Source organism: Bradyrhizobium sp. BLXBL-01 (assembly GCF_051853025.1).
Taxonomy (GTDB): Bacteria; Pseudomonadota; Alphaproteobacteria; order Rhizobiales; family Xanthobacteraceae; genus Bradyrhizobium.
Genome location: NZ_CP182471.1, coordinates 3,587,257 through 3,613,509 on the forward strand (window position 1 = coordinate 3,587,257; position 26,253 = coordinate 3,613,509).

Annotated in this window: 31 protein-coding genes; 22 read left to right on the forward strand and 9 right to left on the reverse strand. The window is 65.4% G+C overall.

The window, feature by feature from the left end:
• Positions 1-3: 3 nt before the first annotated feature.
• A complete protein-coding gene (locus ACNJYA_RS16580; protein ID WP_439366917.1) occupies positions 4-1,179 on the reverse strand; it encodes a zinc-dependent alcohol dehydrogenase in 1,176 nt (391 codons plus the stop codon).
• 184 nt (positions 1,180-1,363) lie between these two features.
• Between ACNJYA_RS16580 and ACNJYA_RS16585 the strand changes: the two genes are divergently transcribed.
• Entirely contained in the window at positions 1,364-2,146 is a 783-nt protein-coding gene (locus ACNJYA_RS16585) for an SDR family NAD(P)-dependent oxidoreductase (RefSeq protein WP_172783311.1), read from the forward strand.
• Between the two features lie 360 nt (positions 2,147-2,506).
• On the opposite strand, the gene ACNJYA_RS16590 is transcribed toward ACNJYA_RS16585, so the two are convergent.
• Positions 2,507-2,902, reverse strand: a complete 396-nt coding sequence (locus ACNJYA_RS16590) for a response regulator (protein ID WP_439366921.1) — start codon at positions 2,900-2,902, stop codon at positions 2,507-2,509.
• An 87-nt stretch (positions 2,903-2,989) separates the two neighbouring features.
• Here ACNJYA_RS16590 and ACNJYA_RS16595 point away from each other — a divergent pair, with 87 nt between their 5' ends.
• From ACNJYA_RS16595 to ACNJYA_RS16610, 4 genes are all read left to right on the forward strand, one after another.
• Positions 2,990-3,997: a chemotaxis protein CheB gene (locus tag ACNJYA_RS16595; RefSeq protein WP_439366922.1), complete on the forward strand. Its 1,008-nt coding sequence runs from the start codon at positions 2,990-2,992 to the stop codon at positions 3,995-3,997.
• Positions 3,998-4,007: 10 nt separating this feature from the next.
• A complete protein-coding gene (locus tag ACNJYA_RS16600; protein ID WP_439366923.1) occupies positions 4,008-4,277 on the forward strand; it encodes a hypothetical protein in 270 nt (89 codons plus the stop codon).
• A 209-nt stretch (positions 4,278-4,486) separates the two neighbouring features.
• Positions 4,487-7,654, forward strand: coding sequence for a CheR family methyltransferase (locus ACNJYA_RS16605; protein WP_439403270.1), 3,168 nt, complete (start codon positions 4,487-4,489; stop codon positions 7,652-7,654).
• Positions 7,654-8,412 (forward strand): Crp/Fnr family transcriptional regulator, encoded by a 759-nt coding sequence (locus ACNJYA_RS16610; RefSeq protein ID WP_439366925.1) that lies wholly within the window; start codon positions 7,654-7,656, stop codon positions 8,410-8,412. The genes ACNJYA_RS16605 and ACNJYA_RS16610 overlap by 1 nt, the downstream gene beginning before the upstream one ends.
• 68 nt (positions 8,413-8,480) lie before the next feature.
• Here the strand turns inward: ACNJYA_RS16610 and ACNJYA_RS16615 are convergent, their stop codons facing one another.
• Positions 8,481-8,669 carry a hypothetical protein gene (locus ACNJYA_RS16615; protein WP_439366926.1) on the reverse strand — a complete coding sequence of 63 codons (189 nt, stop codon included), beginning with the start codon at positions 8,667-8,669 and terminating at the stop codon, positions 8,481-8,483.
• Between the two features lie 298 nt (positions 8,670-8,967).
• Here ACNJYA_RS16615 and ACNJYA_RS16620 point away from each other — a divergent pair, with 298 nt between their 5' ends.
• The gene (locus ACNJYA_RS16620) at positions 8,968-9,150 is read left to right on the forward strand and encodes a hypothetical protein (protein ID WP_212255034.1); all 183 of its coding nucleotides are present in this window, start codon (positions 8,968-8,970) and stop codon (positions 9,148-9,150) included.
• A gap of 136 nt (positions 9,151-9,286) precedes the next feature.
• The gene (locus tag ACNJYA_RS16625; protein WP_212255035.1) at positions 9,287-9,487 is read left to right on the forward strand and encodes a hypothetical protein; all 201 of its coding nucleotides are present in this window, start codon (positions 9,287-9,289) and stop codon (positions 9,485-9,487) included.
• A 27-nt stretch (positions 9,488-9,514) separates the two neighbouring features.
• Here ACNJYA_RS16625 and ACNJYA_RS16630 read toward each other — a convergent pair whose 3' ends face one another.
• Complete coding sequence (locus ACNJYA_RS16630) at positions 9,515-9,799, reverse strand: hypothetical protein (protein WP_439403271.1); 285 nt, start codon at positions 9,797-9,799, stop codon at positions 9,515-9,517.
• Between the two features lie 275 nt (positions 9,800-10,074).
• Between ACNJYA_RS16630 and ACNJYA_RS16635 the strand changes: the two genes are divergently transcribed.
• The 5 genes from ACNJYA_RS16635 to ACNJYA_RS16655 all read left to right on the forward strand — a co-directional run bounded on the left by ACNJYA_RS16635 (position 10,075) and on the right by ACNJYA_RS16655 (position 12,767).
• Positions 10,075-10,284, forward strand: a complete 210-nt coding sequence (locus ACNJYA_RS16635) for a hypothetical protein (protein WP_172783321.1) — start codon at positions 10,075-10,077, stop codon at positions 10,282-10,284.
• Positions 10,284-10,484 (forward strand): hypothetical protein, encoded by a 201-nt coding sequence (locus tag ACNJYA_RS16640; protein WP_212255037.1) that lies wholly within the window; start codon positions 10,284-10,286, stop codon positions 10,482-10,484. Before ACNJYA_RS16635 ends, ACNJYA_RS16640 begins: the two co-directional genes overlap by 1 nt.
• A 65-nt stretch (positions 10,485-10,549) precedes the next feature.
• Positions 10,550-11,626, forward strand: coding sequence for a flavodoxin family protein (locus ACNJYA_RS16645; RefSeq protein ID WP_439403272.1), 1,077 nt, complete (start codon positions 10,550-10,552; stop codon positions 11,624-11,626).
• Positions 11,623-12,522, forward strand: coding sequence for an NAD(P)/FAD-dependent oxidoreductase (locus tag ACNJYA_RS16650; protein ID WP_439403273.1), 900 nt, complete (start codon positions 11,623-11,625; stop codon positions 12,520-12,522). The genes ACNJYA_RS16645 and ACNJYA_RS16650 overlap by 4 nt, the downstream gene beginning before the upstream one ends.
• 56 nt (positions 12,523-12,578) lie before the next feature.
• Complete coding sequence (locus tag ACNJYA_RS16655) at positions 12,579-12,767, forward strand: hypothetical protein (protein WP_172783325.1); 189 nt, start codon at positions 12,579-12,581, stop codon at positions 12,765-12,767.
• On the opposite strand, the gene ACNJYA_RS16660 is transcribed toward ACNJYA_RS16655, so the two are convergent.
• Positions 12,764-13,723 (reverse strand): GlxA family transcriptional regulator, encoded by a 960-nt coding sequence (locus ACNJYA_RS16660; protein ID WP_172783326.1) that lies wholly within the window; start codon positions 13,721-13,723, stop codon positions 12,764-12,766. The two genes, ACNJYA_RS16655 and ACNJYA_RS16660, sit on opposite strands and share 4 nt — an antisense overlap.
• 92 nt (positions 13,724-13,815) lie before the next feature.
• Here ACNJYA_RS16660 and ACNJYA_RS16665 point away from each other — a divergent pair, with 92 nt between their 5' ends.
• Together ACNJYA_RS16665 and ACNJYA_RS16670 are read left to right on the forward strand one after the other, a co-directional pair.
• Positions 13,816-14,502 (forward strand): DJ-1/PfpI family protein, encoded by a 687-nt coding sequence (locus tag ACNJYA_RS16665; RefSeq protein WP_172783327.1) that lies wholly within the window; start codon positions 13,816-13,818, stop codon positions 14,500-14,502.
• A 58-nt stretch (positions 14,503-14,560) separates the two neighbouring features.
• Entirely contained in the window at positions 14,561-15,826 is a 1,266-nt protein-coding gene (locus ACNJYA_RS16670) for an ABC transporter substrate-binding protein (RefSeq protein ID WP_439403274.1), read from the forward strand.
• A 43-nt stretch (positions 15,827-15,869) separates the two neighbouring features.
• Here the strand turns inward: ACNJYA_RS16670 and ACNJYA_RS16675 are convergent, their stop codons facing one another.
• A complete protein-coding gene (locus tag ACNJYA_RS16675; protein ID WP_172783329.1) occupies positions 15,870-16,127 on the reverse strand; it encodes a hypothetical protein in 258 nt (85 codons plus the stop codon).
• A 284-nt stretch (positions 16,128-16,411) separates the two neighbouring features.
• Between ACNJYA_RS16675 and ACNJYA_RS16680 the strand changes: the two genes are divergently transcribed.
• Positions 16,412-16,786, forward strand: coding sequence for a hypothetical protein (locus ACNJYA_RS16680; RefSeq protein WP_172783330.1), 375 nt, complete (start codon positions 16,412-16,414; stop codon positions 16,784-16,786).
• A gap of 4 nt (positions 16,787-16,790) precedes the next feature.
• Here the strand turns inward: ACNJYA_RS16680 and ACNJYA_RS16685 are convergent, their stop codons facing one another.
• Together ACNJYA_RS16685 and ACNJYA_RS16690 are read right to left on the reverse strand one after the other, a co-directional pair.
• Positions 16,791-18,131 (reverse strand): polysaccharide deacetylase family protein, encoded by a 1,341-nt coding sequence (locus tag ACNJYA_RS16685; protein ID WP_439403275.1) that lies wholly within the window; start codon positions 18,129-18,131, stop codon positions 16,791-16,793.
• A gap of 157 nt (positions 18,132-18,288) precedes the next feature.
• Positions 18,289-19,095 (reverse strand): polysaccharide deacetylase family protein, encoded by an 807-nt coding sequence (locus ACNJYA_RS16690; RefSeq protein WP_260379459.1) that lies wholly within the window; start codon positions 19,093-19,095, stop codon positions 18,289-18,291.
• Between the two features lie 83 nt (positions 19,096-19,178).
• Between ACNJYA_RS16690 and mgtE the strand changes: the two genes are divergently transcribed.
• The 4 genes from mgtE (at position 19,179) to ACNJYA_RS16710 (ending at position 22,981) form a co-directional block, all read left to right on the forward strand.
• Positions 19,179-20,600: a magnesium transporter gene (mgtE, locus tag ACNJYA_RS16695; protein ID WP_172783333.1), complete on the forward strand. Its 1,422-nt coding sequence runs from the start codon at positions 19,179-19,181 to the stop codon at positions 20,598-20,600.
• A gap of 210 nt (positions 20,601-20,810) precedes the next feature.
• On the forward strand, positions 20,811-21,128 hold the full coding sequence (locus tag ACNJYA_RS16700) for a helix-turn-helix domain-containing protein (RefSeq protein WP_172783334.1): 318 nt from the start codon (positions 20,811-20,813) through the stop codon (positions 21,126-21,128).
• A 142-nt stretch (positions 21,129-21,270) separates the two neighbouring features.
• Entirely contained in the window at positions 21,271-22,089 is an 819-nt protein-coding gene (locus tag ACNJYA_RS16705) for an aldo/keto reductase (protein ID WP_439403276.1), read from the forward strand.
• A 49-nt stretch (positions 22,090-22,138) separates the two neighbouring features.
• Complete coding sequence (locus ACNJYA_RS16710; RefSeq protein ID WP_212255045.1) at positions 22,139-22,981, forward strand: hypothetical protein; 843 nt, start codon at positions 22,139-22,141, stop codon at positions 22,979-22,981.
• Positions 22,982-23,080: 99 nt separating this feature from the next.
• Here ACNJYA_RS16710 and ACNJYA_RS16715 read toward each other — a convergent pair whose 3' ends face one another.
• On the reverse strand, positions 23,081-23,800 hold the full coding sequence (locus ACNJYA_RS16715; protein ID WP_172783337.1) for a DUF599 domain-containing protein: 720 nt from the start codon (positions 23,798-23,800) through the stop codon (positions 23,081-23,083).
• A 122-nt stretch (positions 23,801-23,922) separates the two neighbouring features.
• Between ACNJYA_RS16715 and ACNJYA_RS16720 the strand changes: the two genes are divergently transcribed.
• The 3 genes from ACNJYA_RS16720 to ACNJYA_RS16730 all read left to right on the forward strand — a co-directional run bounded on the left by ACNJYA_RS16720 (position 23,923) and on the right by ACNJYA_RS16730 (position 26,248).
• Positions 23,923-24,585, forward strand: coding sequence for a glutathione S-transferase family protein (locus tag ACNJYA_RS16720; RefSeq protein ID WP_172783338.1), 663 nt, complete (start codon positions 23,923-23,925; stop codon positions 24,583-24,585).
• A 304-nt stretch (positions 24,586-24,889) separates the two neighbouring features.
• The gene (locus ACNJYA_RS16725; protein WP_152033469.1) at positions 24,890-25,093 is read left to right on the forward strand and encodes a hypothetical protein; all 204 of its coding nucleotides are present in this window, start codon (positions 24,890-24,892) and stop codon (positions 25,091-25,093) included.
• A gap of 156 nt (positions 25,094-25,249) precedes the next feature.
• Entirely contained in the window at positions 25,250-26,248 is a 999-nt protein-coding gene (locus tag ACNJYA_RS16730) for a hypothetical protein (RefSeq protein WP_439403277.1), read from the forward strand.
• The last annotated feature ends 5 nt before the right edge of the window (positions 26,249-26,253 follow it).

The window sequence follows — 26,253 nt, forward strand, 5'->3', positions numbered from 1 at the left end:
TCCTCAGGGCTTCAGCACGACCTTGACGCAGGAATCGCGCTTGTCGCGAAACACCTGGTACATCTCCGGTCCCTGGGCGAGCGGGACGGTGTGGGTGATGACGAAGGACGGATCGATCTCGCCTTCTTCGATGCGGCGAAGCAGATCGTCGGTCCAGCGGTTGACGTGGGTCTGGCCGGTCCGCATCGTCAGGCCCTTGTTCATGAAGGCGCCCATCGGGAGCATGTCGGACAGGCCGCTGTACACGCCTGGCACCGAGATGATGCCGCCGGGACGGCAGACATAGATCATCTCGCGCAGCACGTGGGGCCTATCGCTTTCGGCCATCACCATCTGCTTGGCGCGGTCGAGCAGGGTGTCGGGCAGCGACGGCATCACGTGGGCCTCCATGCCGACGCAATCGATGCATTTTTCCGGGCCCTTGCCGTCGGTCAGCTCCTGGAGCCGCTCCACCACGCTCTCGGTCTCGAAGTTGATCGTGGTGGCGCCGCCGGCCTCGGCCATGCTGAGCCGCTCCGGCAGGCAGTCGATCGCGATCACCTGATTGGCGCCGAGCAGGATGGCGCTGCGGATCGCCATCTGTCCGACCGGGCCACAGCCCCAGATCGCGACCGTGTCGGTCGGCTCGATGTCGCATTGCGCGGCGGCCTGCCAGCCGGTCGGGAAGATGTCGCTGAGGAACAGCAATTGCTCGTCGGGAATGCCCGCCGGCACCTTGATGTGGGTGGCGTCGGCAAAGGGCACGCGGAGATATTCGGCCTGGCCGCCGGGATAGCCGCCGGTCAGATGGGTGTAGCCGAACAGGCCTGCCGTCGCGTGCCCGAACACCTTGTCGGCCAGATGACGCTTGCGGTTGGTGGTCTCACAGACCGAGAAATTTCCGCGCTTGCACTGGTCGCATTCACCGCAAATGATCGTGAACGGCACGACGACGCGGTCGCCCATCTTGAGCTTGCCGTTGACGCCCGAGCCGACCTCGACCACTTCGCCCATGGTCTCGTGGCCCATGATGTCACCGGGCAGCATGCCCGGAATGAAATTGTGGAAGAGGTGCAAGTCGGAGCCGCAGATGGCGCAGCTCGTCACCTTGATGATGGCGTCGCGTGGATCCTGAATCTCCGGGTCGGTGACGGTGTCGCACCGGATGTCCTCCTTGCCGTGCCAGACCAGTGCCTTCATCGTCCGTCCTCCCGGTTGAGCCACGTGCCATCTAAGTCCAGGCACGAACGATGGTTGCTATCGCCTGCGCGCAAATTCTTCGCCCTGCGCAAACAGGAACGACGACGCAATAGGAACGAGAGAGCGGGGCGGCGATTGAGCGTGATCACCTCGATTCCAAGGACTCAATCGCAAGGATCTGCCTATGCCCGCCAATCATCTCGCAGTCGTCACAGGCGCCTCAACCGGTATCGGTCTGGAACTCGCCAGGTGCTGCGCGCAGGCCGGGTTCAACCTCGTCATCGCCGCGGACGAGCCTCAGATCGAGCGGGTGGCCGTCGATCTGCGCCGGCACGGCGTCAGCGTGGAGCCGGTCGAGACTGATCTCGCCACCACCGAAGGCGTCGACAAGCTGTGCGCGGCGATCGGCGACCGGCCGATTGGCGCATTGCTGGCCAATGCCGGAATCGGCCTCGGCAAGGCTTTCCTCGACCAGGACTTTGCCAGGGTGAAGCACCTCATCGACACCAACATCACCGGCACGCTGTATCTGATCCACCGCGTCGGCAACGAGATGCTCCGCCGCAATGCCGGCCGCATCCTGATCACCGGCTCGATCGCCGGCTTCATGCCCGGCAGTTTCCAGGCCGCCTACAACGCCAGCAAGGCGTTCCTCGATTCATTTTCGTTTGCGCTGCGTGAGGAGCTGCGCGACAGCGGCGTCACAGTGACCTGCCTGATGCCGGGTGCGACCGAGACCGAGTTCTTCCGCCGCGCCGACATGATGGACACCAAGGTCGGCACCGACAAGAAGGACGGCGCCTACGATGTCGCCAAGGCGGGTTTCGATGCGATGCTGCGCGGGGAGGCCGACATCGTCACCGGGCTGAAGAACAAGATCCAGACCACGGTCGCGAACGTCACGCCGAACGAGATGCTGGCCAAGCAGCACCGCAAGATGGCGGAGCCGGGTACCGCAAGATCGTAAGCGACGCGCGCGCAATGCTGCGGAGCGGCGCGAACCGTCTTGCGGAGAAAGGAGACCTTCGATTCACATAGCCTAATGCGCCCCGGCCTTCAAACCGTCAAATTGCACGGGCTGAAACAAGCGGGGGCTGCGATGGCAATGGATCGTATCGAACAGGCCTTTGTCGCGACTGCGGTTACGGGTTTTCTCGTAATGATGGTGGCAATCGTCTGGATGATGATGAGCTGAAGTGGGGGAGCTTGCCGTCTTGCGCGTCGCGCTACCTTACGCCGCAGTTGTCCTGTGCCTGGCGGTGACCGCCTGGCTTGCCATCGCGCATTTATTTTGATCGTCGCTCGGTTGCACCCGTTCAACCGCTGTTCACTGGATCGGCTGCTCGGCGATGAGCCCGGCCAGCTTCCGTGCCATCGCCGCAAGATCGATCGGCTTTTCCAATAGCGGCACGTCCTGGAACTCCGGACCGAGCGTGATCTTGTCGTATCCGGTCGTGAACAGGAACGGCACGTTCCGCGCTCTCAGCTCGCGCGCGATCGGGAAGATCATCTCGCTGCGGATGTTCACGTCGAGCACGGCGGCGTCCAGGACGCTGCCGTCGTGCAGGATCTTGAGCGCGTCTTCGAGGTGGCCGACGGGACCGGCGATCTCCGCACCCAGCGCGCGGAATGTCTTGCCGATGTCATCGGCGAGAAAATACTCGTCCTCGACGACGAAGATGCGGCGCCCCTTGAGCTCTGCGCGCTGATGCGACGTCGCCATGCTGTTTCGGCCTCCAAACGCATAGGAACATAGGCCGGCGATCCGCCTTGGTGCAAACAGCAAACGATGCAATTGGAGGCGGGTTCCATGGCCAACCGCGACATCATTGTCATCGGGGGCTCGGCCGGGGCGACCGCTCCATTGAAGCAGATTCTGGGCCGTTTTCCCGCGGATTTGCCGGCAGCCGTCTTCGTCGTCCTGCACATTCCGGCGCAGGGCATCGGCATCCTCTCCACGGTCGCCGGCAGTGCCGGGCCGCTCCCGGTACGGCAGGCCGAGAACGGCATGAAGATCGAGCCCGGCCAGATCTACCTGGGCGCCCCGGACCATCACCTTCTCCTCACGGAGGACCGCATCTTCCTCGGCCGCGGCCCGCGCGAGAACATGGTGCGGCCGGCGATCGATGCGTTGTTCCGCTCGGCCGCGCTCTATCACGGGCCGCGCGTCATCGGCGTGCTCCTGAGCGGCCTGTTGTCCGACGGTGCGGCCGGCCTCAACGCCATCAAGCGCTGCGGCGGCTTGGCCATGGTGCAGGACCCCGCAGATGCGATCTCCGACGAGATGCCGCGGCGCGCCATGGAGGCGACCACGGTCGACCTCTGCGTTCCGGGCGCCACAATGGGTGACGTGCTGTCCGAGCTGGTCAGGGAGCAGGCCGGCGCAGCGCTGCCAATCCCGCCCGAGATCAGGCTCGAGGTCGAGATCGCGGCCGGCGAGCGGATCGGAAGTGACAGTCTCGTTTCTATGGCTGACCCTGTCGCCCTGACCTGTCCAGCCTGCGGCGGGGTGCTCTCGGAGGTCCAGAACGCCCGCCCGATGCGTTTCCGCTGCCAGGTCGGCCACGGTTTCACCGCCGATGCGCTCGCCAAGGAGCAGGAGGGGCGCGTCGACGAAGCCTTGCGCGTGGCATTGCGGATCATCGAGGAGCGGGCGGAGCTGGTGCAGCGCATGGCCGCCGATGGCCGGCGCAGCGGCCGGGCTGCGGTCGCCGAAATGTACGAGGCTCGGGCGCTCGAATACCGCGAATATGCCGACATGATCCGGCGCGTCGTGCTAAAGTCGCTCGATCCTTCCGTGGGGAAACGGGAGGCGTGAGGGCGCGGCCATGGCCATCTCCCTTGCCGAACGCACCGCGCAGCTCGATGCGGAGCAGCGCCTGCTGGTGAAGGCGGAGCACGACATCGAGAGCGGCTGGCTGCGGGTTCGCGATCAGGAGGACCGGCTGCTCGAGCTCATGGCAGGCGGTCACGACACGTGTCAGGCGGAGCGGCTGGTCGATCTGCTCAAGCAGACGCTGGTCGAATGGGAGCGCCACCGCATCCTGATCGAGCAGCGCGTGGCCTATCTCCAGCGCGAGGTCAATTCGGAAGCGTAAGGCGCCTGACGCCGATCTCCCGAACTGCGCCGCTCGACGCAGCGCAGCAGCAGGCGGCCCACTCGCGCTCGTCCCCTGAATCGGGCTAGCTGGAGCAAATAGACGCCCGGGACATTTCTGCCTTTGATGTGTTGGGATAATATCGGATTCTGCTATTTGCAGGGCGGGGCGCCCATCGGGTTCCCGCCAGCCAGTGAGCGACCAGAGCCATGACCGAAAACGGCGACCAGCCGGTCGACGCACAGCACCAGAGCAAGACCCCGCTGATCATAGGGGTCGGCGCCTCGCCGGGCGCGCGGGACAGCATCGAACGCTTCTTCGCCAAGCTGACCGTCGGGGACGATCAAGCAATCGTGCTGGCGCTTCAGCACCACGAGGCGTTCGACGAGCCGCAGCTGCGCGACGTCGTGCAGAATTCCAATGGCAGCAAGATCGCCGATATCGCCGACGGCCACCCGATCGAAGGCGGCACGATCTATCTGTGTCCACCGGCCATGATCACCACCATCCAGGGCGATCGCTTCGCGATCCGCAAGGCCGAGCAGGCGCCCGGTGAACGCGCCACGATCGACAGCTTCCTGGTCTCGCTGGCCGAGGAGCGCGCCGAGCAGTCGATCGGTGTCATCCTCGCGGGCACCGGCGGCGACGGTACGCTGGGCACGGCGACGCTGAAGGATCACGGCGGCCTCGCGATCGCCGAGAAGATCGCAAACGCGGACGAGACCGGGCATCTCGACGGCAACACGCCGGCAGCGATTGCCGATTATGTGCTGCCGCCCGAGGACATCCCCGAGCACATCCAGGTCTATGCCCGTCATCTCAGGCGTCTGGAGGAAAAGCAGGGCTTCGACGAGGTCCTGGCCGCGGCCGCCAGCTCGCTGTCGCGCATCGCCGACATCCTGCGAAACAAGACCGGCAACGATTTCCACGGCTACAAGCAGAACACCTTCCTGCGCCGCGTGCAGCGGCGCATGCAGGTGGTCCGGATCGACGACATCGCCGCTTATGTGGATTACCTTCGCAGCGACAAGGACGAGGCGCAGTACCTCTTCAACGACCTCCTGATCGGCGTCACCGAATTCTTCCGCGACAAGCGCGAGTTCGAGGTGCTGGAGACGCAGATCATTCCGAAGATCTTCGAGGGCAAGGCGGCAGGCCAGCAGGTCCGCGTCTGGGTGCTCGGCTGCGCCACCGGCGAGGAGGCCTATTCGATCGGCATCCTCCTGCGCGAGCACATGGCGCGGATGGATTCCGTGCCGCAGGTCCAGATCTTCGCCACCGACATCGATGGACGGGCGCTCGCGACCGCCCGCGTCGGCCGCTATCGCACCAATGTCGAGGCGGATATGACCAGCGAGCGCCTGGCGCGCTGGTTCGTGCGCGAGGGCGATACCTATTGCGTGGTGAAGGAGCTGCGCGAAATGTGCATCTTCTCACAGCACAACGTCATCAAGGATGCGCCGTTCTCCAAGCTCGACCTCGTCTCCTGCCGCAATTTGCTGATCTATCTCAACGCCGAGCTGCAGAATCGCGTGATTCCGCTGTTCCATTTCGCGCTGCTATCGGAGCGCTATCTGTTCCTCGGCAATTCCGAGAACGTGACCCGGCATCCGAAGCTGTTCTCTCCGGTCGATCGCCGCGCCCGAATCTTCAAGAAGCTCGAGACCGGAACGCGGCTGCCGCCGGAATTTCCGATCACGACTGCGGCGGGCAGGGTGCCGGTCGAGGTGCCGACGATGCGCTCGTTCGGCCCCGACGTCGGCCTGGAGCGGCGCGCGCATCGCATCGCGGAGCGCTATGCGCCGGCCTATGTCATCACCGACGAGAACTTCCAGGTCCTGCATTTCTCCGGGCGCACCGGCCGTTACATCGAGCCGACGGCGGGCGCCGCCACGCTCGACCTGCTGCAGCTCGTGCACCGCGATCTCAGGCTGGAATTGCGCACCACGCTCAGCCGCGCCGCCGACACCAACGAGCCGGTTCATGCCGAGCAGGTGCAGCTTGGCGTGAACGGTCACCGCGTCCTCGTCGACATCACCGTCGAGCCGATCCAGGACGGCGTGGGCGGCCACCGTAGTTTCGTCGTTCTGTTCAAGGACGGCCCGGTGCGAACCATCGAATCCGACCAGGGCAATCCGAACGCGCTGGTGCGTACCGAGCACGTCGAGCGCCTCGAGAACGATCTGCGGGCCACGCGCGAGCGCCTCCAGGCGACGATCGAGGAGCTCGAGAGCACCAACGAGGAGCTGAAATCCTCCAACGAGGAATATCAATCGCTGAACGAGGAGCTGCAGTCGGCCAACGAGGAGCTCGAGACCTCGCGCGAGGAGCTGCAGTCGGTCAACGAGGAGCTGACCACCGTGAACGGCGAGCTGGCGCACCGCGTTCAGGAGCTGACGCGCGCCACCAGCGACCTGAAGAATTTCCTCGAGAGCACGCAGATCGCCACGGTCTTCCTCGACAACGATCTGCGCGTGATGAACTTCACGCCCGCCATCACGCAGCTCCTGCATCTGGTCGAGACCGATACGGGCCGGCCGATCAGCCATATCAAGGCGCGCATCCCGATCGAGGAGCTCTACGACGACGTCCGCCGCGTTCTGCGCACGCTCGCCAGCGTCGAGCGCGAGCTGAGCGCGCCGGACAGCGGCACGCGTTATATCGTGCGCATCCTGCCATATCGTAGCGTCGACAACTTCATCGCAGGCGTCGTCGTCACCTTCATCGACGTGACCGCAATCACCCGTGCCGAGGAACGGCAGCGCCTGCTGCTGGCCGAGCTCCAGCACCGGGTTCGCAACACGCTCGGCGTGGTGCGCTCGATTGCCCGCCGCTCGGCGGAAACGAGCTCGACCGTGGAGGAATACGCCTCCCATCTCGACGGCCGTCTCAATGCTTTCGCCCGCACCCAGGCGTTGGTGACGCGCGATCCCGAAGGCGGCGTCGATCTCGAATATCTCGTGGTCGAGGAGCTGCTCGCCTATAATGCCAGGGAAGGCGAGCAGATGCGCGTCTCGGGCCCCAAGGTCCGCTTCCAGCCCAAGGCCGCCGAAACCTTCGCACTCGCCATCCACGAGCTCGCGACCAACGCGCTCAAATACGGCGCCTTGAGTCAGCCGAGCGGGCGCATCGAGGTGACCTGGCGCGTCGACGAGAGCACCGATCTGGCGGAGCTGGTGTTCGAATGGCGCGAGCGCGGCGGGCCGGTCGTGACGGCAAGGCCGCGAAAAGGGTTTGGGACCGAGCTTCTGGAGCGCACGCTGGCGTTCGAGCTGAAGGGGCAGACCACGATGACATTCAACCCCGCCGGGTTGCAATGCACCATCACCATCCCCCTGACCAAGCGTGCCTTCCACACACCGGTGGTGGCCGCCTGATGCCGTTGTCGACAGCCGATCGCACCGTCCTGGAGCCGGTCGTTCGCCGGCTGAGCGCGTTGCGGCCGTTGTCGAGCGAGGCACGCGCATCACTGGAATACGCCATGCTCGAGGGCCTTCAGCGTGCCGGATCCGGCGAGGATCTGATCACCGAGGGTGATCCCGTCGATGGCGTCCGAATCCTGTTGTCGGGCTGGCTCGGCCGCTACAAGACGCTGGAGGACGGCCGGCGACAGATCGTGAATTTCATCTTCCCGGGCGAGAGCTGCGATGCGCACGCCTACCTGCTTTCGGAAATGGACCATTCGATCGTGGCCCTGACGCCCGTGGTCTATGCCGAGATCAAGCGCGCTCGCTTCGAGAACCTCCTCGCCAACAACCCCACGCTGTCGGAAGCCTTCTGGTGCGAGACGTTGCTCAACAGCGCGATCCAGCGCGAATGGGCGATCAATCTCGGCCGTCGCGTCGCGCTGGAGCGCGTGGCGCATCTGTTCTGCGAAATCATGGAGCGGCTGCGCCCGGTGGGGATGGTCGACGGCAAATCCTGCCTCATGCCCGTGACGCAAATGGATCTCGCCGATGCTACGGGACTTTCCGTCGTCCACCTCAATCGGACGCTCCAGGAGCTGCGCGCGGCGGGGCTGATCGTGCTGCGCGAGCGCACGTTGACCATCCCGGACCTCGATGCGCTCAAGAACGCGGCGCTGTATTCGCCGAGCTATCTGCGGCTGTACCGGACGACCGAAGCGGTCCGGTGACGCCGTTCCGGCGCGGCGCGGACGAGTCTCTTCGCTGACATCGGCCGGCGCAGGCGTCATGCTCGCAATCAGGCCGGTTTATGCCGATGCCCGTCCCGCACATCGTGTTCACTTGGAAAGGGCTCTTGAGTTTGCCGGCCGAGAAACGTATCCGGCAGGGGCAGCTCCAGCGCTGCTCGTGCCTTGCGGATTGTCTTGCGAACTTCCTCGACGTGCTTCTCGTCCGACTGCAACAGACGGTGAATCTGCTTGGCCATCAAGCGCTCCCCTGGATCACGCAGGCGGGAGCACCATCGGTCTCTCAGCCACCGGCGCCTACGGGCAGAGCCTCAGCCAGTGATAATGTCACCGTACACCCGCTGCGGCGTTTCAGCTAAGCAAATCGGGGATCTGCCCGTAAATCCCCTTCAGGGCCACCGGGCGCGCGGTCGAGAACGGTCCCGGCGGGGTTGTGACGGCTTAATCCAGGTTAATCGCCGGCGCTTTTTGAGCCGTTAGCGCGATTTGAGTAACCTATGCAAGCGCGCGCGCTTGAGCGTTGTGGCATCGTAACGGATGCCTGACGCCCTGTTTGCCCGCGCCACTCGCGCTATCGAAGAGAGCCGCGCCCTCCGGGAGCAGCACAGACGAGTTGCGGGGCGCTACGGCGAGGCGGTGAACGATTTGCGTTTGGCCGTCATGGACAGCGCCATGCTTCGCTCCGAGATCAAAGCGCGCCGCGACAACGAGGAATCGTAACTGCGGTGTTTTCGCCGAAACTGCAACCGTTCCGTTTCTGGAACGTTAGATCATTGGCCGGGCTGTGCAGCCAGCAAGCCACCATCACGTCAGAACGCAACGACGCGCTCGACCTCATGCACCAGGAGGACGCCTGATGAGGACGCGACATCGGTTCAAGCAAATCGACACCCTGGAAGCGCGGCTCGCCGCTGAGGCGGAGCGGCTACGCGAACAGGCCAGCTTGCTTCCGCCCGGCGCGGCGCGCGACGAGATCTTGCGCAAGGCGCGCCAGGCGGAAACGGGGTCTCAGATGAGCGAGTGGCTGAGGTCGCCGGGCCTGCAGCCGCCGAGCTAGGTCGACGGCGCCCGGCGGTGTCCGTCGTCAGCGCCGCTTCGCGGCCTTGCTTCGCCGGTTGTAGGGCGAGCGGTTGACCGGCCGCAACGAAATCCCTTCGCGTTGCGCCTTGCTGCGGATCGCCGCGACGGGGCGCTGCAGCTTGATGCTCATCACGCCGGTCGGCGTGTTGCCCTTGGCAAGTTGCTTCAGCTTGCTCACATCCGCCGCTGTCCACGGCTCGCGCGCGCGGCGCTTGTAGGCGGGATTTGCCTTGTGCGGGCCTTTGCGGCCGATCGGCGAGCCCGGTCGTTTCCATGCTGCTTTTGCCATGATGATCCTCCTTCAAGTCGTCCTTGAACATACGAATCAGCATTTCGGTTCCGGCGCAGTCCGGATCGATCGGTCCTGCGTTGTGCTTTGCGAAAATCGCGCAGCGTTAACTTACTGAAATGCTGGAACCGGCCGTTGCGACGGAAGCTACAATCGTTGCCGGGCTGAGCCGCCTCAACCGGCAAGCGACTTGAGTGACAAGAGAACTCGGGCCCCGGCGCCCGATCCCCCGCCGGGGCCTATTTCCCCACAACCGAATTTTCCGCGAAAGTGAAATGACCGCCAAACGTAACCGCAGGAAACAGACCCAAACGCTTCAGGAGCGGCTGGCCGCCTTTGCCGAAAGCGCGCGCGAGCGCGCGCTCAGCCTGCCGCCCGGCCGGGAACGCGAGATGCTGCTGCGCCGCGCCAAGCAGAACGAAGTGACCTTGAACCTCACGGATTGGCTGAGCGCACCCGTCGCTCCAAGGCGAGGACAATCATAGTGGCAAGCATCAAGCATTACCGCGCGTTCCAGATCGATCCGGACGGGCACGTGTTCGGATGCATCAACCTGGTCTGCGACGACGACGAGCAGGCCAAGCGCGAAGCCGCCTCGCTCGTCCTGGTGCATCGCATCGAGCTGTGGCGGCTCGATCAACGGATCGCCAAATTCGATGCGCCGCAGGAGCTTGCTCGCCGGTAAAGTGTTGGGAACCGCACGCTGGGCGCCGGGTTGGTCGGAGGACATCGACTTCGCCAGGAGCCAGCATGACGGATGCCGACATTCGCAAGGGGATGCCGCCCGTCAAGTTGTCGCGCGAGGAGTTCGAGCGGCGCTACAGGCGTCAGTTCGTCGATCCCGTCTTTGCTCCGCTCGGCCGTGAGCTCGATGCCATCATCGCGGCGGCCTGGGACGCCTACAGCCATTCGCGCAAGGCACCATTGACGCGGAAGGCCGGCGCAGGCTTCGCCGACCCCGACTACGATCTCGCCGTCGACTGGCTGGATGCGCGCGCAAAAATCCTGGAGGCGCAGCGGCGCCATGACGATGCCGACGTGGCGCCTCGCATCCTGATCATCAACGGCTCGGCGCGCAGCGAGCACACCTGTCCCGGCGAGATGTCCAAGACCTGGCGGCTGGTCGAGCTGGCCGAGCCCGTCTTCATCGAGATGGGATTTGCCGTCGACATCCTCGATCTGTCGCGCCTCGCCTCGGAATTCGGCAAGACCATTCATCCCTGCAAGTCCTGCGTCGGCACCGCCATGCCGCTGTGCCACTGGCCGTGCAGCTGCTATCCGAACTATTCGCTGGGCCAGACCCAGGACTGGATGAACGAGATCTATCCGCTCTGGGTTGCGGCGCACGGCATTCTGATCGTGACCCCCGTGAACTGGTATCACGTGCCCGCCGGGCTCAAGGCGATGATGGACCGCATGGTCTGCGCCGACGGCGGCAATCCCGATCCGACCTCGACCCACGGCAAGAATGCCGCGGAAGCCAAGGCCATCGAGCTGAAGGGTTGGCCTTATCCGCGGCATCTCGCCGGCCGCCATTTCGGCGTCGTTGTTCACGGCGACGCGGTCGGCGCCGAGGGCGTGCGCCGGACCTTGTCCGATTGGCTGACCGACATGCAGCTGATCTCGGCGGGCCGCTACGCCGAACTCGACGGCTATGTCGGCTACGGGGAGCCATACGCCACATCGCATCGCGAGCTCGACGAGGACCACGAATTCCAGCAGGGGGTGCAGAATGCGGCGCGCGCGCTCGGCAACGCGGTCCGGCTGGCGCGGAGCGGGCACCTCGAGGAGCCCGGCGCCGCTCTTGCGGACCCGAACCCGAAATGACCGGCGCGCAGCTTGAATGCCTGATCGTCGGAGGCGGCCCGGCCGGACTGATGGCCGCGATCTACCTGGCGCGCTTTCGCCGCCGCGTCTGCGTCGTGGACGCCGGCGCGAGCCGGGCGGCGCTGATCCCGCGCAGCCACAATGTCCCGGGCTTCGTCCACGGCCTGTCCGGCACCGAGCTGATCGAGCGGATGTCGGCCCAGCTGCGCGATCTTGCCGTCACGCGCGTGAAGGCCGAGATCAACGCGTTGCAGCGTCACGAACATGGCTTCGAAGCGAGCTGGAATGGCCGCACGCATGCGGCCGCCACCGTCATTCTCGCCTGCGGGATCGTCGACACGCATCCGCCGTTCGACGATTGGCGCGCCGCCGTCGCCGATGGCCTGTTGCGCTACTGCCCGGTCTGCGACGCCTTCGAGGCGACAGGCCGCCGCATCGGCGTCATCGGACCGCTCGCGCGTGCCGCGGGCAAGGCGCTGTTCCTGCGCGGCTATTCGCGCGACGTGACGCTGCTCGCGACCGGACCGGATGACGATCGGTCGGCAACGTCACGGCTGGCCGAGGCGGGCGTCGAGGTCGTCTTCGCGCCCGATCTGCGTTTGCGGCGAAGAGGCGAGGGCGTCGAAGCCGTCTTCGCCGACGGCCATACGGCGCAGTTCGAGATGGTCTATCCCGCCATGGGTGCGCAGGTGCGCTCGCAGCTCGCGATGGCGCTTGGCGCCGACCATACCGGGGAGGGTTATCTAGAGGTCGACGATCATCAGCGCACGTCGATCACCGGGCTCTACGGCATCGGCGACGTCGTCACCGACCTGCACCAGATATCGGTCGCGTTCGGCCATGCCGCCACCGCCGCCTGCACGATCCACAACAGCCTGCCGCCGCGGTTTGCGTGACGGGAACGAAGCGCAGGCTGCCGTCTTGACTGGACGGACCCGCGAAGGAAGAGCCCATGCTGGAAGAGAAGCTCAAGGAAGCGATCGTCGGCGAGTTGCAGCGCCAGGCCGCCGACCGGCCGCAATCGCTGAAGGTCCAGGGCGCGGCAGACGCGAAGGGCTCGGAGGAGCTGACCGTCAACGGCAAGATCGACCTTGGCGCGCTGGTCATGGTGATCGCGGGATCGGTCGCCGGCGGGCCTTAAACCCGGTCTTCCGGAGCTCTCGCGATCCGGGCGGAGCGTCGCACCGACTGTGGCGGCTGACCGAAGGCCCGGATGAAGGCCCTTCGCATCCGCTCGGGGTCGCGAAAGCCGGTGGTTCGCGCGACGCGCTCGATCGTCTCGCCGGAGGACTGCACCCGCTCCCGCGCCACCTCGACGCGCAAGCGTTCGACTGCCTTTGTCGGCGTAGATCCGGTTTCGGCGATGAAGGAGCGGACGAAATGCCTTGAGCTCAGCCCTGCGCGCTCGGCAAGCGCCTCGACCGTGAGAGACGCATCCAGATTCTCGCGCACCCACGACAACAGGCTGCCGAAGCGCCCGTTCGGCGTCTTCAGCTCGAGAAGACTCGAGAATTGCGATTGGCCGCCGCTGCGGCGATGGTAGAGCACGAGCTGGCGGGCGGTTGCCTGCGAAATCTCCTCGCCATGGTCCTCCGCGATCATGGCGAGCGCCAGATCGATCCCGGCCGTGATTCCCGCCGAAGTCCATACGCCGCCATCGCGTGTGAAGATCTGGTCCGGTTCGAGCCTGACCTTCGGATAGCGCCCGATGAAGTCGCGGGTACAGGACCAATGCGTGGTTGCGCAGCGGCCATCGAGGACGCCGGCCTCGGCGAGCAGATAGGCGCCGGAGCAAACGCTGGCCATGCGCACGCCGCGGCGCGCCAGTCTCTGAATGAAGGAGATCGTGGTGTTGCAACGCGCCGCAGCTTCGACGCCCTCTCCACCAGCCACGAAAAGAGTCGTAACGGAGCTCGCCGATCGCAGGCTGCGCGCCAGCATCTCGGTGCCAGACGAACTGCGCACCGCCCCGGCCTTCGCCGCAACGTTGATCACGCGCGGTGCATTCGGCGTGTGACGTCTTGCGATCTCGAACACCGAGATCGGCCCGGCCGCATCCAGCAGCTGGAATTCGGGAAAGATCAGGAAGCCGATCATGGACGCGTCCAAAAATGAGGGAATTACGCCGTTTCCGACCACAAGGCCAACATGGCACGCTGACGTCGTCAAGCGCGATGTCGAGGTTGGATATGTCGGGTCCGTTGCAGATCGGCCTTCTGGTGTTTCCCCGCGTTACACAGCTCGATCTCACCGGTCCTGCCCAGGTCTTCTCCAGCCTGCCTGACGTCAGCGTGCATTTGATCTGGAAATGCATCGAGCCCGTACCGAGCGATTCCGTGATCGCGTTGACGCCGACCATCACATTCGCTGATTGCCCGCAACTCGACGTGATCTGTGTCCCCGGCGGCTATGGCACCGACGAGCTGATGCTGGACGAGGAGGTGCTTGCCTTTCTGCGTCGGCAGGCGCGCGGCGCGAAATACGTCACGTCGGTCTGCACCGGTTCGCTCGTACTCGGCGCAGCCGGTCTCCTGAAAGGCTATCGCGCGGCCACGCATTGGACGGCGACCGATGCCTTGCCGTTTTTCGGAGCGGAGGTGTCGCGGGAGAGGGTGTGCATCGACCGCAACCGCATGACCGGCGGCGGCATAACCGCCGGCATCGACTTTGCACTCACGCTGGTCTCGATGTTGAGAGGCCGCGCGGCAGCGGAAATGGTCCAGCTCCGCATGGAATACAATCCCGCACCCCCATTCAATGCCGGCTCGCCGGATACGGCACCGGCGGCGATCCTGGCCGCCATGAAGGAGCGGGTTGCGCCGGCGCAGGCGCGTCGACTGGAATTCGTCAGGAAAGTTGTTCACCAGGAAGGGTAGCACGGCGATTTCAGGGCAGTCATCGCCAGCAGTCCTCGCGGGCAGAGTGGAGGGGAAGATGGTGGATCGCGCAGGCGCGTCGAAGTCATGGCCTATCCGGCTTTGCCGGTCGGCCTTTGGCCTCATCCTGACGCTCGGGGCGGTCGTATGCGCCGAACGGAGTCAGGCCGGCGATTTTTCCGGCGATGTGATCCGCATCGGCATCATCAACGACCAGGCGGGACCCTTGTCGGACCTTGCCGGACCAGGCTCTGTTGTCGCCGCGAAGATGGCGGTCGAGGATTTTCAGAAGGCCACGCCTGGGCCCAAGGTCAACATTGTCGTCGCCGATCATCAGAACAAGCCGGACATCGGTGCCCAGATCGTCCGCAAATGGTTCGACGTGGACGGCATCGACATGGTGGCCGATGTCGGAAATTCTGCCGTTGCGCTCGCCATCCAGTCGATCGCACGCGACAAGAACAGGATCGTTATCTACTCTGCGGTCGGAACCACCGAAATCGGTGGCAGGCAATGTTCGCCCACCGGCCTGATGTGGTTGCACGACAATTACAATCTGGTCGCCGGCTCGGTCCGCAGGCTGGTGTCGCAAGGATATAATAGCTGGTTCTTCATCGCGTCCGACTACGCGTTCGGACGCAACATGGTCGAAGTGTCACAGCGCGTGCTCGCGGCGAGCGGCGCCAAGTCGCTCGGCGCAGTCTTTCATCCGCTGGGAAATGCCGATTACAGCTCGTTCTTGCTCCAGGCCCAGGCCTCAAAGGCCAAGGTGATCGCGTTCGCCAATGCCGGCGAACAGCTCGTGACCTCGATGAAGCAATGGAACGAATTCGGCATGAATACGGGGCCCCAGAAGGCGGTCGCCGAACTCATGTTCCTGACCGATGTTCACGCCATGGGTCCTGAAACCGCCAAGGGCCTTACCACGGTCACCGCTTGGTACTGGGCTCTCAACGCAGCGACGCGGGCGTTCGCCCAGAGGTTCTACAAGCTTCACAACGCCATGCCGACCGCGCCACAAGCCGCCGTCTATTCGGCCGTCCTGCAATATCTGAGGGCCGCGGCTGCCGCGGGCACAGATGAAACCAATGCCGTCCTGGAGAAGATGCGGTCAATGCCGGTAGACGATTTCTATGCACCGGGCGCGCGGCTGCGCGCCGACAACAAGCTGGTGCATGATTTCTATCTCGTCGAGGTCAAGAAGCCTGCGGACGTGAAAGCCCATTGGGACTACTACAGCGTGGTCGAGACGATCCCTGCCGAGGAAGCGTATCTTCCGCTGAGCCAAAGCGAATGCCCGCTGCTGAAGACCTCGCAAAACTAACCCGCTGCGCCGCGCAGGGCTTGTGCTGCCCTGACGCGCCGCCTCAGCCATACTCATCGCCGATGCCGTATTCCCGGTAGATCTCCAACGGGTCGAGCTCGGGAAACAGGCGGCATTTGGCCTGGGCGAGGTGCAGGCTCACCGCTGCCGGCTCCTTGCCGTTGGCGAGCAGCTTGCGGATGTCGTCCATATGCGCGTTCGGCTGGTGCTTCGGCTCGAGCTGCTCCAGCGCGACCAGGGCGGTCGCGAGTGCCTCGGTCAGAACCCAGTCGTCGTGGCCCGTGATTCCCTTCTTCGGCATCGGAAGAACCCCACATCTGGCGGCGGTCGCAGTTTACCGCGCCTTCGGCCAAATCGCTATTGAGCCGTTGCGGGCCCTTCGCGCGCGCGAGGTCAGGGGCCAGGCTCCGGCTTGCCTTATGGCCGCGTCAGGCTAAAAGGCGGCTAGTTGCGGGGGCGGCAGTATCTTTGTTGAAACAAACTTGGCGTAGACGGGCCGTATCCAGGCTCGCCGTTCCGGTCTGGGTCCCGATCCCGCACTTCGCAACATCGTAGAGTTGCGGCCCCCTCAAGGTTCGAGCCAGCATGGTCTTTCTCAGCTTCGTCTATCGCTTCCTCACCAATTTCGCCTTCATGGCTGTGGTCTATTTCAGCCTGAACTTCATGGAGAAGTATCCGAACCGGGCGATCCTGGCGATCCTGGTGCTGGTCTATGCCGCCATGCGCGCGGCCTCGACGCTGCGGGCGTTCTACTTCTTCCAGAAGATCGAGAAGCTGGAGGCCGAGACCAAGCGCCTTCAGGCTCCGATCAACGACGGTTCGGGCGGCACCAGCGCGCGCAAGCAGGTGATCGCCGACGTCGCGCGGCTAAGGCGTGACGGCGAGCTCAAGTCCTACATGGACCTGTTCTTCCTGGCGCTGATCGTGCTGCTCTGCGTCGCCGCGATCATGCGGCAATAGCGGCCTAAGCGCGCTTCTTCAGGCTGGCGACGCGGGTCGGACGGGGCGCTGCGCTCTTGGAAGCGGCACCCTTGGAAGCGGCGCCCTTGGATGCGGCGTTCTTGGGTACGATGTCGACGGGCTGCGCGGCATGATCCGCTGCCGCCGGCGCCGCTTGGGCGGTCCTCCGCCCGTGCAGCTTGGCCGTCTTGCCCTTCGCAGCTCTGCCCTGTGCTGCCTTGTCCTTGGCCGGATGGGGCTTCTCGGCCGCCATGGCAAGCCGGGTCGCGGCGCGCCGCGACAAGGTCGTCGACAGCAGCACCTCGACCGAGCCTTCCGGAATCGCGAACAGATCGCGGCCGGGCACGGGCAGGGTGGACGCGAGGTCCATCTGGCCCTTGCTCCTGCGCGGCAGCAGCGACTGGTGCTCGGCCTGCGCATTGAGGTCGGCGAGCGCGGGCGCCGGCAGCGTCTTGGTCTGCGTGAACACGAAATTCGGCACGCGCGGCCAGCGCGCGATCGGCGTCGTCTCCGATGGCGGATGCAGCAGCCATTCGACCTGCGTGGTCGGCGTCGCCGGCCGCTCGGCGGTGGCGGGCACCACATGCACGATGCGATAGCCGCGCGCCTTGAGGTCGCGGATGATCTTGGGCAGCGCCGCCACCGTGCGGGCCTGAATGTCATGCAGCAGCAGGATGCCCTTACCCTTGGCCTCCAGCCGCTGGATCGCGAGCTGGTAGACGCGGTCGGACGACACGTGCCGCCAGTCATCCGCCGGGAAGTCGGCGCTCCAGACCTGGATGCCCCGCGAGATCAGATGGTTCTCGACGCCCTCGGCGCGCATCAGGCCGGGAATGCGGAAGAACGGGGCGAGCTGCGAGGGATCGGTCATCGCGGCCGCGGTCCATTCGATGCCGCCATTGATCTCCGCCTCGGCCTTCTCGATCGGCATCCGGTCGAAGGTCAGGGGATGGTCCATGCTGTGCGTACCGACGGTGTGGCCCGCCGCCACCAGCTTGCGCACGCCGTCCGGATTGGCCTTGGCCTGGTTGCCGACGATGAAGAAGGTCGCCTTGATGCATTCGTCGGCGAGGATCTTGAGCACCTGGTTGGAATATTTCGGGATCGGACCGTCGTCGAAGGTCAGGACGACCTCATGGTCCTTCAGCGGCAGCGTCTCGCGGTACTGCATGGTGCCGATCAGCGGATGCTCGCGCGGATCGACAACGAGGGTGCGGGAGGTGCCGAGGGCGTCGGGGTGGCCGGGACAGTCGGCCGCAAGCGCAGCCGGCGAACCGACGGTGAGCATTCCCAGACAAAGGACGATCCACGATCGCGTCCGCAAAACAACGCTACTTCCGATCATGAACCTCGTCTGCCCCCATGCAATTGGCGCTTAGATAGGTCGGAGATGGCTCAAAACGGTTCAGCCGTAGCCGCCCTCATCTTTGCACGCCGTAGCATGAACAGAGTGTTAATTGCCCCCAAATCACCCCATTTTGCCCCGGCGTGACATTCCGGCATCAGCGCGTTTCGGCGCTTTTCTGTGATGCGCCAGCCGGTACGATGTGGACCACCCGATAGCCGTTCTCCCTCAGATACCGCAGAAACGCCGGCATCATTGCGGCCGTGCGCGCCTTGTTGTCGTGGAAGAGGATGATGCCCTTGCCGCTCGCGGCGAGGCGATCGGTGACGAGCTTCAATTGCTGCTCCGGCGTCATCTCCTCCCAGTCGCTGGCCCATAGATCGGCGCCGAACACAATGATGCCCCGCGACTGGAGCAGGTCGAGCTGTGCTTGTGTCGACTCGAAATAGGGGAAGCGGAAGAACGGCGTCGAAGGTGTCGTCGTCGAGGTTCCGTGCAGCGCCATTTCGTCCGCGGCAATGCCCCGGTCGATGTCGGCCATGGCCTTCTCGAACGGAATATGCCCCATGAACGGATGCGAGAAGGAGTGATGGCCGACGGTGTGGCCCTCGCGGGCGATGCGCTTGACCATGTCGGGATGCTCGGAGGCGTGCTGGCCGATCAGGAAAAAGGTCGCGCGCACGCATTCCCGTTCCAGCGCCGCCAGCACCTTCGACGTGGTCGGCGGGTTCGGCCCGTCGTCGAAGGTCAGCACGACCTCGCGATCGGCCAGCGGCAGCGTCTGCGGAAAGCTCTTCACGCCAACGCGCGGGTAGGTCTTGGGATCGACCCTGAGGACGCGCGAGGTGCCGAGTGCGTCCTTGCGCGGGCATTCGGCGGCCTTTGTCGCGGCAGTGCCGATGACGGTCGCGGCGAGCGCGCCCGTCATGGTCGAGGTCCACCTCAGTCGCAGCATCTTTGTCATTGCGCTCGGCTTTGCGTTGTGGGTATTGCCTGAACCCTCAGCTCATACCACCTGTTCCAACCTGTCAAACGGCGAGGCGCGCCATGGATGAACATATGGACGTTGCCCCATCCGCTGCGGATTCGGTACTCGACCACGTGCCGATGCGCAATGAAGACGGCGAAATTCGTCACGAATTCGTCGAGGAAATTGCCCGTGCGATCGAGGCCGGCGACAGTGCTGCGCTGCGTGCCTGCGTCGCGGAGCTGCACGAGGCCGATCTCGGCGATCTGATCGGTGCCCTCGAGCCCGACGATCGCGTCCGCCTGGTCGAGCTCACCGGCCGCGATTTCGACTTCTCGGCGCTGAACGAGGTCGATGAGACCGTGCGCGAGGAGATCCTCGAGGAGCTGCCGCCGGAGACGGTCGCCGAGGGCGTCCGCGAGCTCGAATCCGACGATGCGGTCGAGCTCTTGGAAACCCTCGACGCCGAGGAGCAGGAGGAGATCCTGGAGAAGCTGCCGCTCAAGGAGCGCGTCGCGCTCGAGCGCAGCCTGCTGTATCCGGAAAACTCCGCCGGCCGCCGCATGCAAACCGAGTTCATCGCCGTGCCCCAGGATTTCACCGTGGGCCAGGCGATCGACTACATGCGCGAGACGCCGGATCTGCCCGACCGCTTCTACGAGATCTACGTCGTCGACAAGGAGCAGCACTGGCAGGGCGCGGTGCCGCTCGACGTGCTCCTGCGCACGCGCCGGCCGGTGGCGCTGACCGAACTCACCGACGAGGACCGCCGCCGCGTCTCCGTCCTGGAGGACCAGGAGGAGGTGGCGCGCATGTTCGGCAAGTACAATCTCGTCGCCGCACCCGTGCTCGACACCCAGGACCGCCTCGTCGGTGTCATCACCGTCGACGACGTCGTCGACGTCATCGAGGAAGAGGCCGACGAGGACCTCAAGGCGCTCGGTGGCGTCACCAGCGACGAAGAGCTGTCGGATACCTTCCTCACCATCGCCCGCGGCCGTTTCAACTGGCTGCTGGTGAACCTCGCCACCGCGTTTCTGGCGTCCTCCGTGCTCGGCCTGTTCGAGGGGCAGCTGGAGAAGATGGTCGCGCTCGCGGTGCTGGCGCCGATCGTGGCGAGCCAGGGCGGCAATGCCGCCACCCAGACCATGACGGTGGCGGTGCGGGCGCTGGCGACGCGCGAGCTCGGCTCCTCCAACGCCTGGCGCGTGGTGATGCGCGAGGCCCTGGTCGGCCTCGTCAACGGCCTCGCCTTCGCCGTGATCACGGGCATAGCGGCGGTGGCCTGGTTCAAGATCCCGGGCCTCGGCATCGTCATCGGGCTCGCCATCATCTGCAACCTCGTCGCCGGCGCGCTCGGCGGCATCCTGATCCCGATGGCGCTGGATCGCGTGCGGGCCGACCCGGCGGTGGCGTCGGGCACCTTCGTCACCACTGTGACCGACGTCGTCGGCTTCTTCTCCTTCCTCGGAATTGCCACGCTCTGGTTCGGGTTGAAGTAGCGACGGCGCACGCTCTCTCCACGTCATTGCGAGCGTAGCGAAGCAATCCAGATTCCCTCCGCGGAAAGATCCTGGATTGCCTCGTCGCAAGAGCTCCTCGCAATGACGGGGGAGGCGGCGGGGGGCACCCCTAACCCTCGTGCCCCGAGTGCGCTGCGTTTTTAATCCGACTTTAAGTGACCTGCCGCATCATCGCCTCTGCTTGGGGGAATGGGCATGCGGTTGCGGCTGAAGGCGGACGGACGGATCGTCGAATTGCGGGATGGGCAGGAATTTCCGGTCCAGCCGCGTTCGGTTGAGCCGAAGGCCCATGCGGCGCCGGCTGATACCGGCCCGCTCGCAGTGCGCGATCTGCGCCGGCGCGCCTGCCTGACCCAGATGGAGTTCGCCGCCAAGCTCGGCGTTCCCGTCGAGACCATCCGCAACTGGGAGCAGGGCAAGCGCGCCCCGCGCGGCCCGGCCCGCGCGCTGCTGGCGGTGATCGCGCATGCCCCTGATACGGTGTTCCAGGCGCTCGCCAAGGCGTGACATCAAGGCGTGAAGCCTCGTGCGAACCTCCTGTTAGCATTGCCCTGAATATCCGTCCCGATAGCACTGACGTCAGTTGGCAACCAACACGGACGAGGTCCATAATGTCGACCGGGGCTGCCGCAACGGAAGAGGATTCCTCATGCTGTTCGTTGAGGCCAATGGCGCAAGGATCCCGGCGATCGGGCTCGGGACCTGGGAGCTGGAAGGGCGCACCTGCGCGCGCGTGGTCGAGCAGGCGCTACGGCTCGGCTATCGTCATATCGACACCGCGCAGGTCTACGACAATGAGCGCGAGGTCGGCGACGGCTTGCGCGCCTCCGGCGTGCGCCGCGACGACATCTTCCTCACGACCAAGGTCTGGACCAACCATTTCGCGCCCTATGATCTCGAGCGCTCGGTCAAGGAGAGCCTCGCCCGCCTGCGGCTTCCCTCGGTCGATCTGTTGCTGTTGCACTGGCCCAATCCCCACGTGCCGCTGGCGGAGACGCTGGGTGCGCTGTCGCATGCGAAGACGATGGGCCTGACCCGCCACATCGGCGTCTCCAATTTCACCGTGGCGTTGATCGAGCAGGCGGTCGCGCTGTCGGCGGAGCCGCTCGTCTGCAACCAGGTCGAATATCACCCCTATCTCGACCAGGCGAAGGTGAGGTTGGCCTGCGACCGGCATGGCCTTGCCCTCGTCGCCTACAGCCCGATCGCCAAGGGCCGCATCAAGTCCGATCAGACGCTGGCCGATATCGGTCGCGTCCACCGCAAGACGCCGGCGCAGGTCTGCCTGCGCTGGCTGGTGCAACAGAATGCCGCTGCGATCCCGCGCACCTCGCGCATCGAGCGCCTGTCGGAAAACCTCGAGATCTTCGATTTCGAGCTGTCGGAAGATGAGATGAGCCGCATCGCCGCGCTCGCCCATCCGAGGGGACGCCTAACCGATTTTGGCTTCGCCCCGAAATGGGATTGAGAGGGACCCGGGGTATGCTAGGACCACGGCGGCAACCCCAGATCGGTCCATGGAACTGCGGAAGATCATACGGACGGACATCGCGGCTTCGGCAATCGCCCATCTGACGCTGGTGGCGCTGATCATCGTGATCAGCGAGGTCCGTCCGTTTCAGAGCCGGCCGCCCGAGACTGTCACGGTCGACATCGTCACGCCGGAGCAGGTGAAGCATGAGGAAGCCAAGGCCGAGGAGAAGAAGGAAGAGGCGAAGCCGCCGGAGTCGCTTCCCGATCTGAAGCTGCCGAAGCCGGACGTCACCGACAAGGCCGAGGCATCGAAGCCCGCGGCCAAGCCGCAGGCGGCAGCACCATCACAGCAGGCCTCGCCCGAGCCGCAGCAGAAGCAGCCGCAACCCTCTCAGGCCGCGAAGCAGCGTGAACCCAACGCGCAGCCGCCACCGCAGACCGCGCCGCAGCCGGCCTATCAGGCCCCGCAGCCGGACGTCACCATCAAGTACGGGGTCATGCTGGGCCTGCCGCCCGAATTGCCGGTCGAGCCGAAAGGCGCCAGGGACGACGGCGGCGATGCCAACGATTCAATCGCTGCAAAGCTTCCGTCCGAGGTCATCGCGGAGCTTCGCCGTCATTTGCGTACCTGCGCCAAGCTGCCGGCCGGGGTCGCACCGACCGACAACGTCCGTGTCAAGCTGCGCACGGTGTTCGCCACCGACGGCACGCTGGCGCGCGAGCCCATCCTGATCGCGGCGCCGCCGTCCGCGAAGGGCGTGGCCATCGTCAAGTCCGCGACGAGCGCGCTGCAGAACTGCCAGCCCTACAAGATGCTGCCGGCCAATTTGTACGAGGAATGGAAGGTGCTGGACCTGCCGTTCAGCCCGCGGGATTTTGGCGGGTAGCGCGTAGTCTCGTAGTTGCCTCCGAGCAATCCGTGTGGCGCTGGGTCCCGGCTCTGCGAAGCAGCGCTTCGCGCTGCATTGCGTCCGGGACAAGAGAGATCAATGCCCGCGCTTCATTCCCTCGTCACCATTCACCACCACCTCCGGTGCCATCGCGGCCCAGGCGCTGGACGCGAACTGCCGTCGCCAGGTCACGACCACCACGGCTGCCGTGGTCACGAACAGCACCCAGGGACTGACGAACCAGCCGAGATAGCCGAGCGCGAAGAAGAAGGCGCGCTGGCCGCGGTTGAAGTGCCGGCCGGCGGATTCGAATAGGCGCGAGGTGCGGATGACGTGGGCTTCGGCCTCGGGCGTGTCGCGCTGCGAGGCCGGCGGCATGCCGCCGAACAGGATCGCGACATAGTTGAACAGGCGATAGGCCCAGGCGAATTTAAAGAAGGCGTAGACGCAGATCAGCACGAGGCCGACGCATTTCAGCTCCCACATCGCCGGCGAGGTGCTGAGGTCCATCGGCAGCTTGCTCAGGATCGTGATGGCGTCGTTGGTGGCGTGCAGCAGCGCCAGCGCGCCGCCGAGCGCGAACAGGCTGGTGGAGGCGAAGAAGGCCGTGCCGTTCTGCAGCGAGGCCATGATCTGCATGTCGACCATCCGCGTGTCGCGGTCGAGCAGCCGGCGCACCCAAACCTCGCGATAGCGGTTCATGCGCGCCGACAGGCTGTTGCGGGCATAGGCCGAGTGCTCCAGCGTCAGGGCATAGGCCAGCCATTCGATGATGAAGAAGCCGACGGCGGTAATGTCGACCCAATGCCTGCTCATGTCCGTCTCCTGGCAAGGATCGCAACGATTGCCACGCATGACGGGACGCAGCAACGATTGATTGGCGGCAGGCGATGGCGTTAAAAGCGGCTGCAACCGCAGGACTAATGAAGGACAGTGACATGGCTGCGCTAAAGCTCGCGATCGGCAACAAGAACTACTCGTCATGGTCGATGCGGCCCTGGCTCGCGCTCCGCGCCAACGACATCCCGTTCGTGGAGACGCTGATCCCGCTCTACACCGACGATCCCGCCGACAAGGAGCAGATCCTGTCCTTCAGCCGCGCCGGCAAGGTGCCGGTGCTGGTCGACGGCGACGTCACGGTGTGGGATTCGCTCGCCATCATCGAATACATCGCTGAGCGTTACCCGGAAAAGAAGCTGTGGCCCGACGATGTCGCGGCGCGCGCGCATGCCCGTTCGGTGTGCGCCGAGATGCATTCCGGATTCGTGCCGCTGCGCAACGAATGCGGCATGAATCTGCATCGGCCGATCGGTCCCGTGGCGCTGTCGGCGGACGCCAAGGCCAACATCGCGCGCATCGAGGAGCTCTGGCGCGAGTGCCGTACCCGCTATGGCGCGAAGGGGCCGTTCCTGTTCGGCCGCTTCGGTGCCGCGGACGCCATGTACGCCCCGGTTGTGCATCGCTTCCGCACCTATGCGATCGAGGTGGCGCCGGACACCAAGGCCTACATGGAGACGATGATGGCGCTGCCGGCGTTCCAGGAATGGACGCGCGACGGGCTGGCCGAAACGCTGGTCATCGCCAAGTTCGAGGACGCCTGACCGGAAGGTCTGACGGCGGCGGCCGGCCGCGTGCCGTCCGGCCGCCTCTCGGGGTTGCAATGGGCGAGGGCCGTGGGATCGGGGGGCTGCGACACCGCCTGCGACATGCCGGGGGGAATGAGCCTCTCCGGCGGTACCATCGGCCCGCCGGCTGTCTCCTATCATTCTGAAATGACTGCAAAATCCGAGCGCGTGCCATGCCGGCATGGCGCTGGCCAAAACGGCGCGACGCGTGCTATACAGCGGCCCGGGTTTCCGGCCGCCATCGCAGTGGGACACTGGGCGAGGCGGCGCTGTTTGAGTGATGGAGAGGGTGTTGAAGCACAAATTCCCCGTGGGAACGCGCGTCCTGTTCACGGCCAGCAATGTCGCGCGTCCGGCTGCGAGCGGCGCGTATGAGGTTATCCGTCTGCTTCCGACCGACGGCGACGACTGCCAGTACCGGATCAAAAGCTCGACCGAAGCCTTCGAGCGCGTTGCCAAGGAAAGCCAGCTCGCGCTCTCCTGAACGCCGACGCCGTCAGCGCATAGGCGCCTCCCGGGGATTGTATTCTGCCGCCGTCAAAAGGCCCGCTTCGCCTTCACAAGGTGAGCCGGGGGCAGTCGCCGACTCGCGGTGCTCGCTTGACCATCCGCTCTTTGCTCGCGTGAGGGGACGTCGCGCATGAACTGGGCATGGGCCACTTCGCTCGACCAAATCTGGCGTTCGCCGGCCTTCCCGATGTGGATGACGCTGGCGGCTGCCGGATTCTTCGGATTGATCCTCCTGATCACGCTGCTGCGCGCCGACAGATCCGTCGCCAACGGGGCGCTGACCGTCATCACCCTGCTATCCATCGTGATCGCCGGTGCAGCCACGATGCGTCTCTATGGACCGGAGGCGTCGTCCGCTCCGGCCGAGGCGCGCGCGCAAGCTGTGGTGACGGCGAGCATGCCTGCGCTGTCCTGTCTCGACGATTTCGCTGGCGATGTCGTCGCCGCCGGCTGCGAGAAGGCGCTGTTCGGCGCGCCTGATGCTGCGGCTGCGGCAGTCTCCTCCACGGCGGCCAGGATCGACCGGCTGACCGCACTCGGCGACGCCGCCACGGCCGAGAAGAGCCTGACACTCGACATGAAGGCGCTGCGCAGGTCACTCGAGCGCGATCGCTACGGCCTCGTTGCGCATGTGCTGGTGGCACGCGATGGCTGCACGCAGTTCGATTGTGCCGCGTTCCGCTCGCTGACCGACCAGCAGCAGGTCGCCGCCAACATGGACTCCCATCTCTACGACACGCTGGTGGCGCGCTATGCGCCGACCTGGAACGCGCCCGCTGCAGCGCCGGCGATGGCGGCCAACGCCGCGCTCGCCGGACTGCCGCCGTCGGTGCCGACGGGCAAGCCGACCAATGCCGAGTTCCCGAGCGCGTCCTCGACGCCGCCGGTGAGCATCATGAATCCGGAGCCCACGGCGGCGACGCGCCAGGCCGCGCCGGCCGCGAATGCGGCGGCGGCACCGCGTGCGCCGGCCGCAGCCTCCGCACAGGCCGCCGCGCCTGCGGCATCAAGCCCGCCGGCCGCGAAAAAACCGCCGGCCCAAAAGGCTGCACGTGCGCCTGCCACGCCGGTTCCGCTCGCGCCGCCGCCGGCCTCGACGGCTGCTCCCGCGCCTGCGGATAACGAGTAGATCGG

Bases quoted from the DNA above. Each gene is read 5' to 3' on its own strand.
- ACNJYA_RS16580 (WP_439366917.1), bottom strand. From the start codon at position 1,179: ATGAAGGCACTGGTCTGGCACGGCAAGGAGGACATCCGGTGCGACACC.
- ACNJYA_RS16585 (WP_172783311.1), top strand. From the start codon at position 1,364: ATGCCCGCCAATCATCTCGCAGTCGTCACAGGCGCCTCAACCGGTATC.
- ACNJYA_RS16590 (WP_439366921.1), bottom strand. From the start codon at position 2,902: ATGGCGACGTCGCATCAGCGCGCAGAGCTCAAGGGGCGCCGCATCTTC.
- ACNJYA_RS16595 (WP_439366922.1), top strand. From the start codon at position 2,990: ATGGCCAACCGCGACATCATTGTCATCGGGGGCTCGGCCGGGGCGACC.
- ACNJYA_RS16600 (WP_439366923.1), top strand. From the start codon at position 4,008: ATGGCCATCTCCCTTGCCGAACGCACCGCGCAGCTCGATGCGGAGCAG.
- ACNJYA_RS16605 (WP_439403270.1), top strand. From the start codon at position 4,487: ATGACCGAAAACGGCGACCAGCCGGTCGACGCACAGCACCAGAGCAAG.
- ACNJYA_RS16610 (WP_439366925.1), top strand. From the start codon at position 7,654: ATGCCGTTGTCGACAGCCGATCGCACCGTCCTGGAGCCGGTCGTTCGC.
- ACNJYA_RS16615 (WP_439366926.1), bottom strand. From the start codon at position 8,669: ATGGCCAAGCAGATTCACCGTCTGTTGCAGTCGGACGAGAAGCACGTC.
- ACNJYA_RS16620 (WP_212255034.1), top strand. From the start codon at position 8,968: ATGCCTGACGCCCTGTTTGCCCGCGCCACTCGCGCTATCGAAGAGAGC.
- ACNJYA_RS16625 (WP_212255035.1), top strand. From the start codon at position 9,287: ATGAGGACGCGACATCGGTTCAAGCAAATCGACACCCTGGAAGCGCGG.
- ACNJYA_RS16630 (WP_439403271.1), bottom strand. From the start codon at position 9,799: ATGGCAAAAGCAGCATGGAAACGACCGGGCTCGCCGATCGGCCGCAAA.
- ACNJYA_RS16635 (WP_172783321.1), top strand. From the start codon at position 10,075: ATGACCGCCAAACGTAACCGCAGGAAACAGACCCAAACGCTTCAGGAG.
- ACNJYA_RS16645 (WP_439403272.1), top strand. From the start codon at position 10,550: ATGACGGATGCCGACATTCGCAAGGGGATGCCGCCCGTCAAGTTGTCG.
- ACNJYA_RS16650 (WP_439403273.1), top strand. From the start codon at position 11,623: ATGACCGGCGCGCAGCTTGAATGCCTGATCGTCGGAGGCGGCCCGGCC.
- ACNJYA_RS16655 (WP_172783325.1), top strand. From the start codon at position 12,579: ATGCTGGAAGAGAAGCTCAAGGAAGCGATCGTCGGCGAGTTGCAGCGC.
- ACNJYA_RS16660 (WP_172783326.1), bottom strand. From the start codon at position 13,723: ATGATCGGCTTCCTGATCTTTCCCGAATTCCAGCTGCTGGATGCGGCC.
- ACNJYA_RS16665 (WP_172783327.1), top strand. From the start codon at position 13,816: ATGTCGGGTCCGTTGCAGATCGGCCTTCTGGTGTTTCCCCGCGTTACA.
- ACNJYA_RS16670 (WP_439403274.1), top strand. From the start codon at position 14,561: ATGGTGGATCGCGCAGGCGCGTCGAAGTCATGGCCTATCCGGCTTTGC.
- ACNJYA_RS16675 (WP_172783329.1), bottom strand. From the start codon at position 16,127: ATGCCGAAGAAGGGAATCACGGGCCACGACGACTGGGTTCTGACCGAG.
- ACNJYA_RS16680 (WP_172783330.1), top strand. From the start codon at position 16,412: ATGGTCTTTCTCAGCTTCGTCTATCGCTTCCTCACCAATTTCGCCTTC.
- ACNJYA_RS16685 (WP_439403275.1), bottom strand. From the start codon at position 18,131: ATGATCGGAAGTAGCGTTGTTTTGCGGACGCGATCGTGGATCGTCCTT.
- ACNJYA_RS16690 (WP_260379459.1), bottom strand. From the start codon at position 19,095: ATGACAAAGATGCTGCGACTGAGGTGGACCTCGACCATGACGGGCGCG.
- mgtE (WP_172783333.1), top strand. From the start codon at position 19,179: ATGGATGAACATATGGACGTTGCCCCATCCGCTGCGGATTCGGTACTC.
- ACNJYA_RS16700 (WP_172783334.1), top strand. From the start codon at position 20,811: ATGGGCATGCGGTTGCGGCTGAAGGCGGACGGACGGATCGTCGAATTG.
- ACNJYA_RS16705 (WP_439403276.1), top strand. From the start codon at position 21,271: ATGCTGTTCGTTGAGGCCAATGGCGCAAGGATCCCGGCGATCGGGCTC.
- ACNJYA_RS16710 (WP_212255045.1), top strand. From the start codon at position 22,139: ATGGAACTGCGGAAGATCATACGGACGGACATCGCGGCTTCGGCAATC.
- ACNJYA_RS16715 (WP_172783337.1), bottom strand. From the start codon at position 23,800: ATGAGCAGGCATTGGGTCGACATTACCGCCGTCGGCTTCTTCATCATC.
- ACNJYA_RS16720 (WP_172783338.1), top strand. From the start codon at position 23,923: ATGGCTGCGCTAAAGCTCGCGATCGGCAACAAGAACTACTCGTCATGG.
- ACNJYA_RS16725 (WP_152033469.1), top strand. From the start codon at position 24,890: ATGGAGAGGGTGTTGAAGCACAAATTCCCCGTGGGAACGCGCGTCCTG.
- ACNJYA_RS16730 (WP_439403277.1), top strand. From the start codon at position 25,250: ATGAACTGGGCATGGGCCACTTCGCTCGACCAAATCTGGCGTTCGCCG.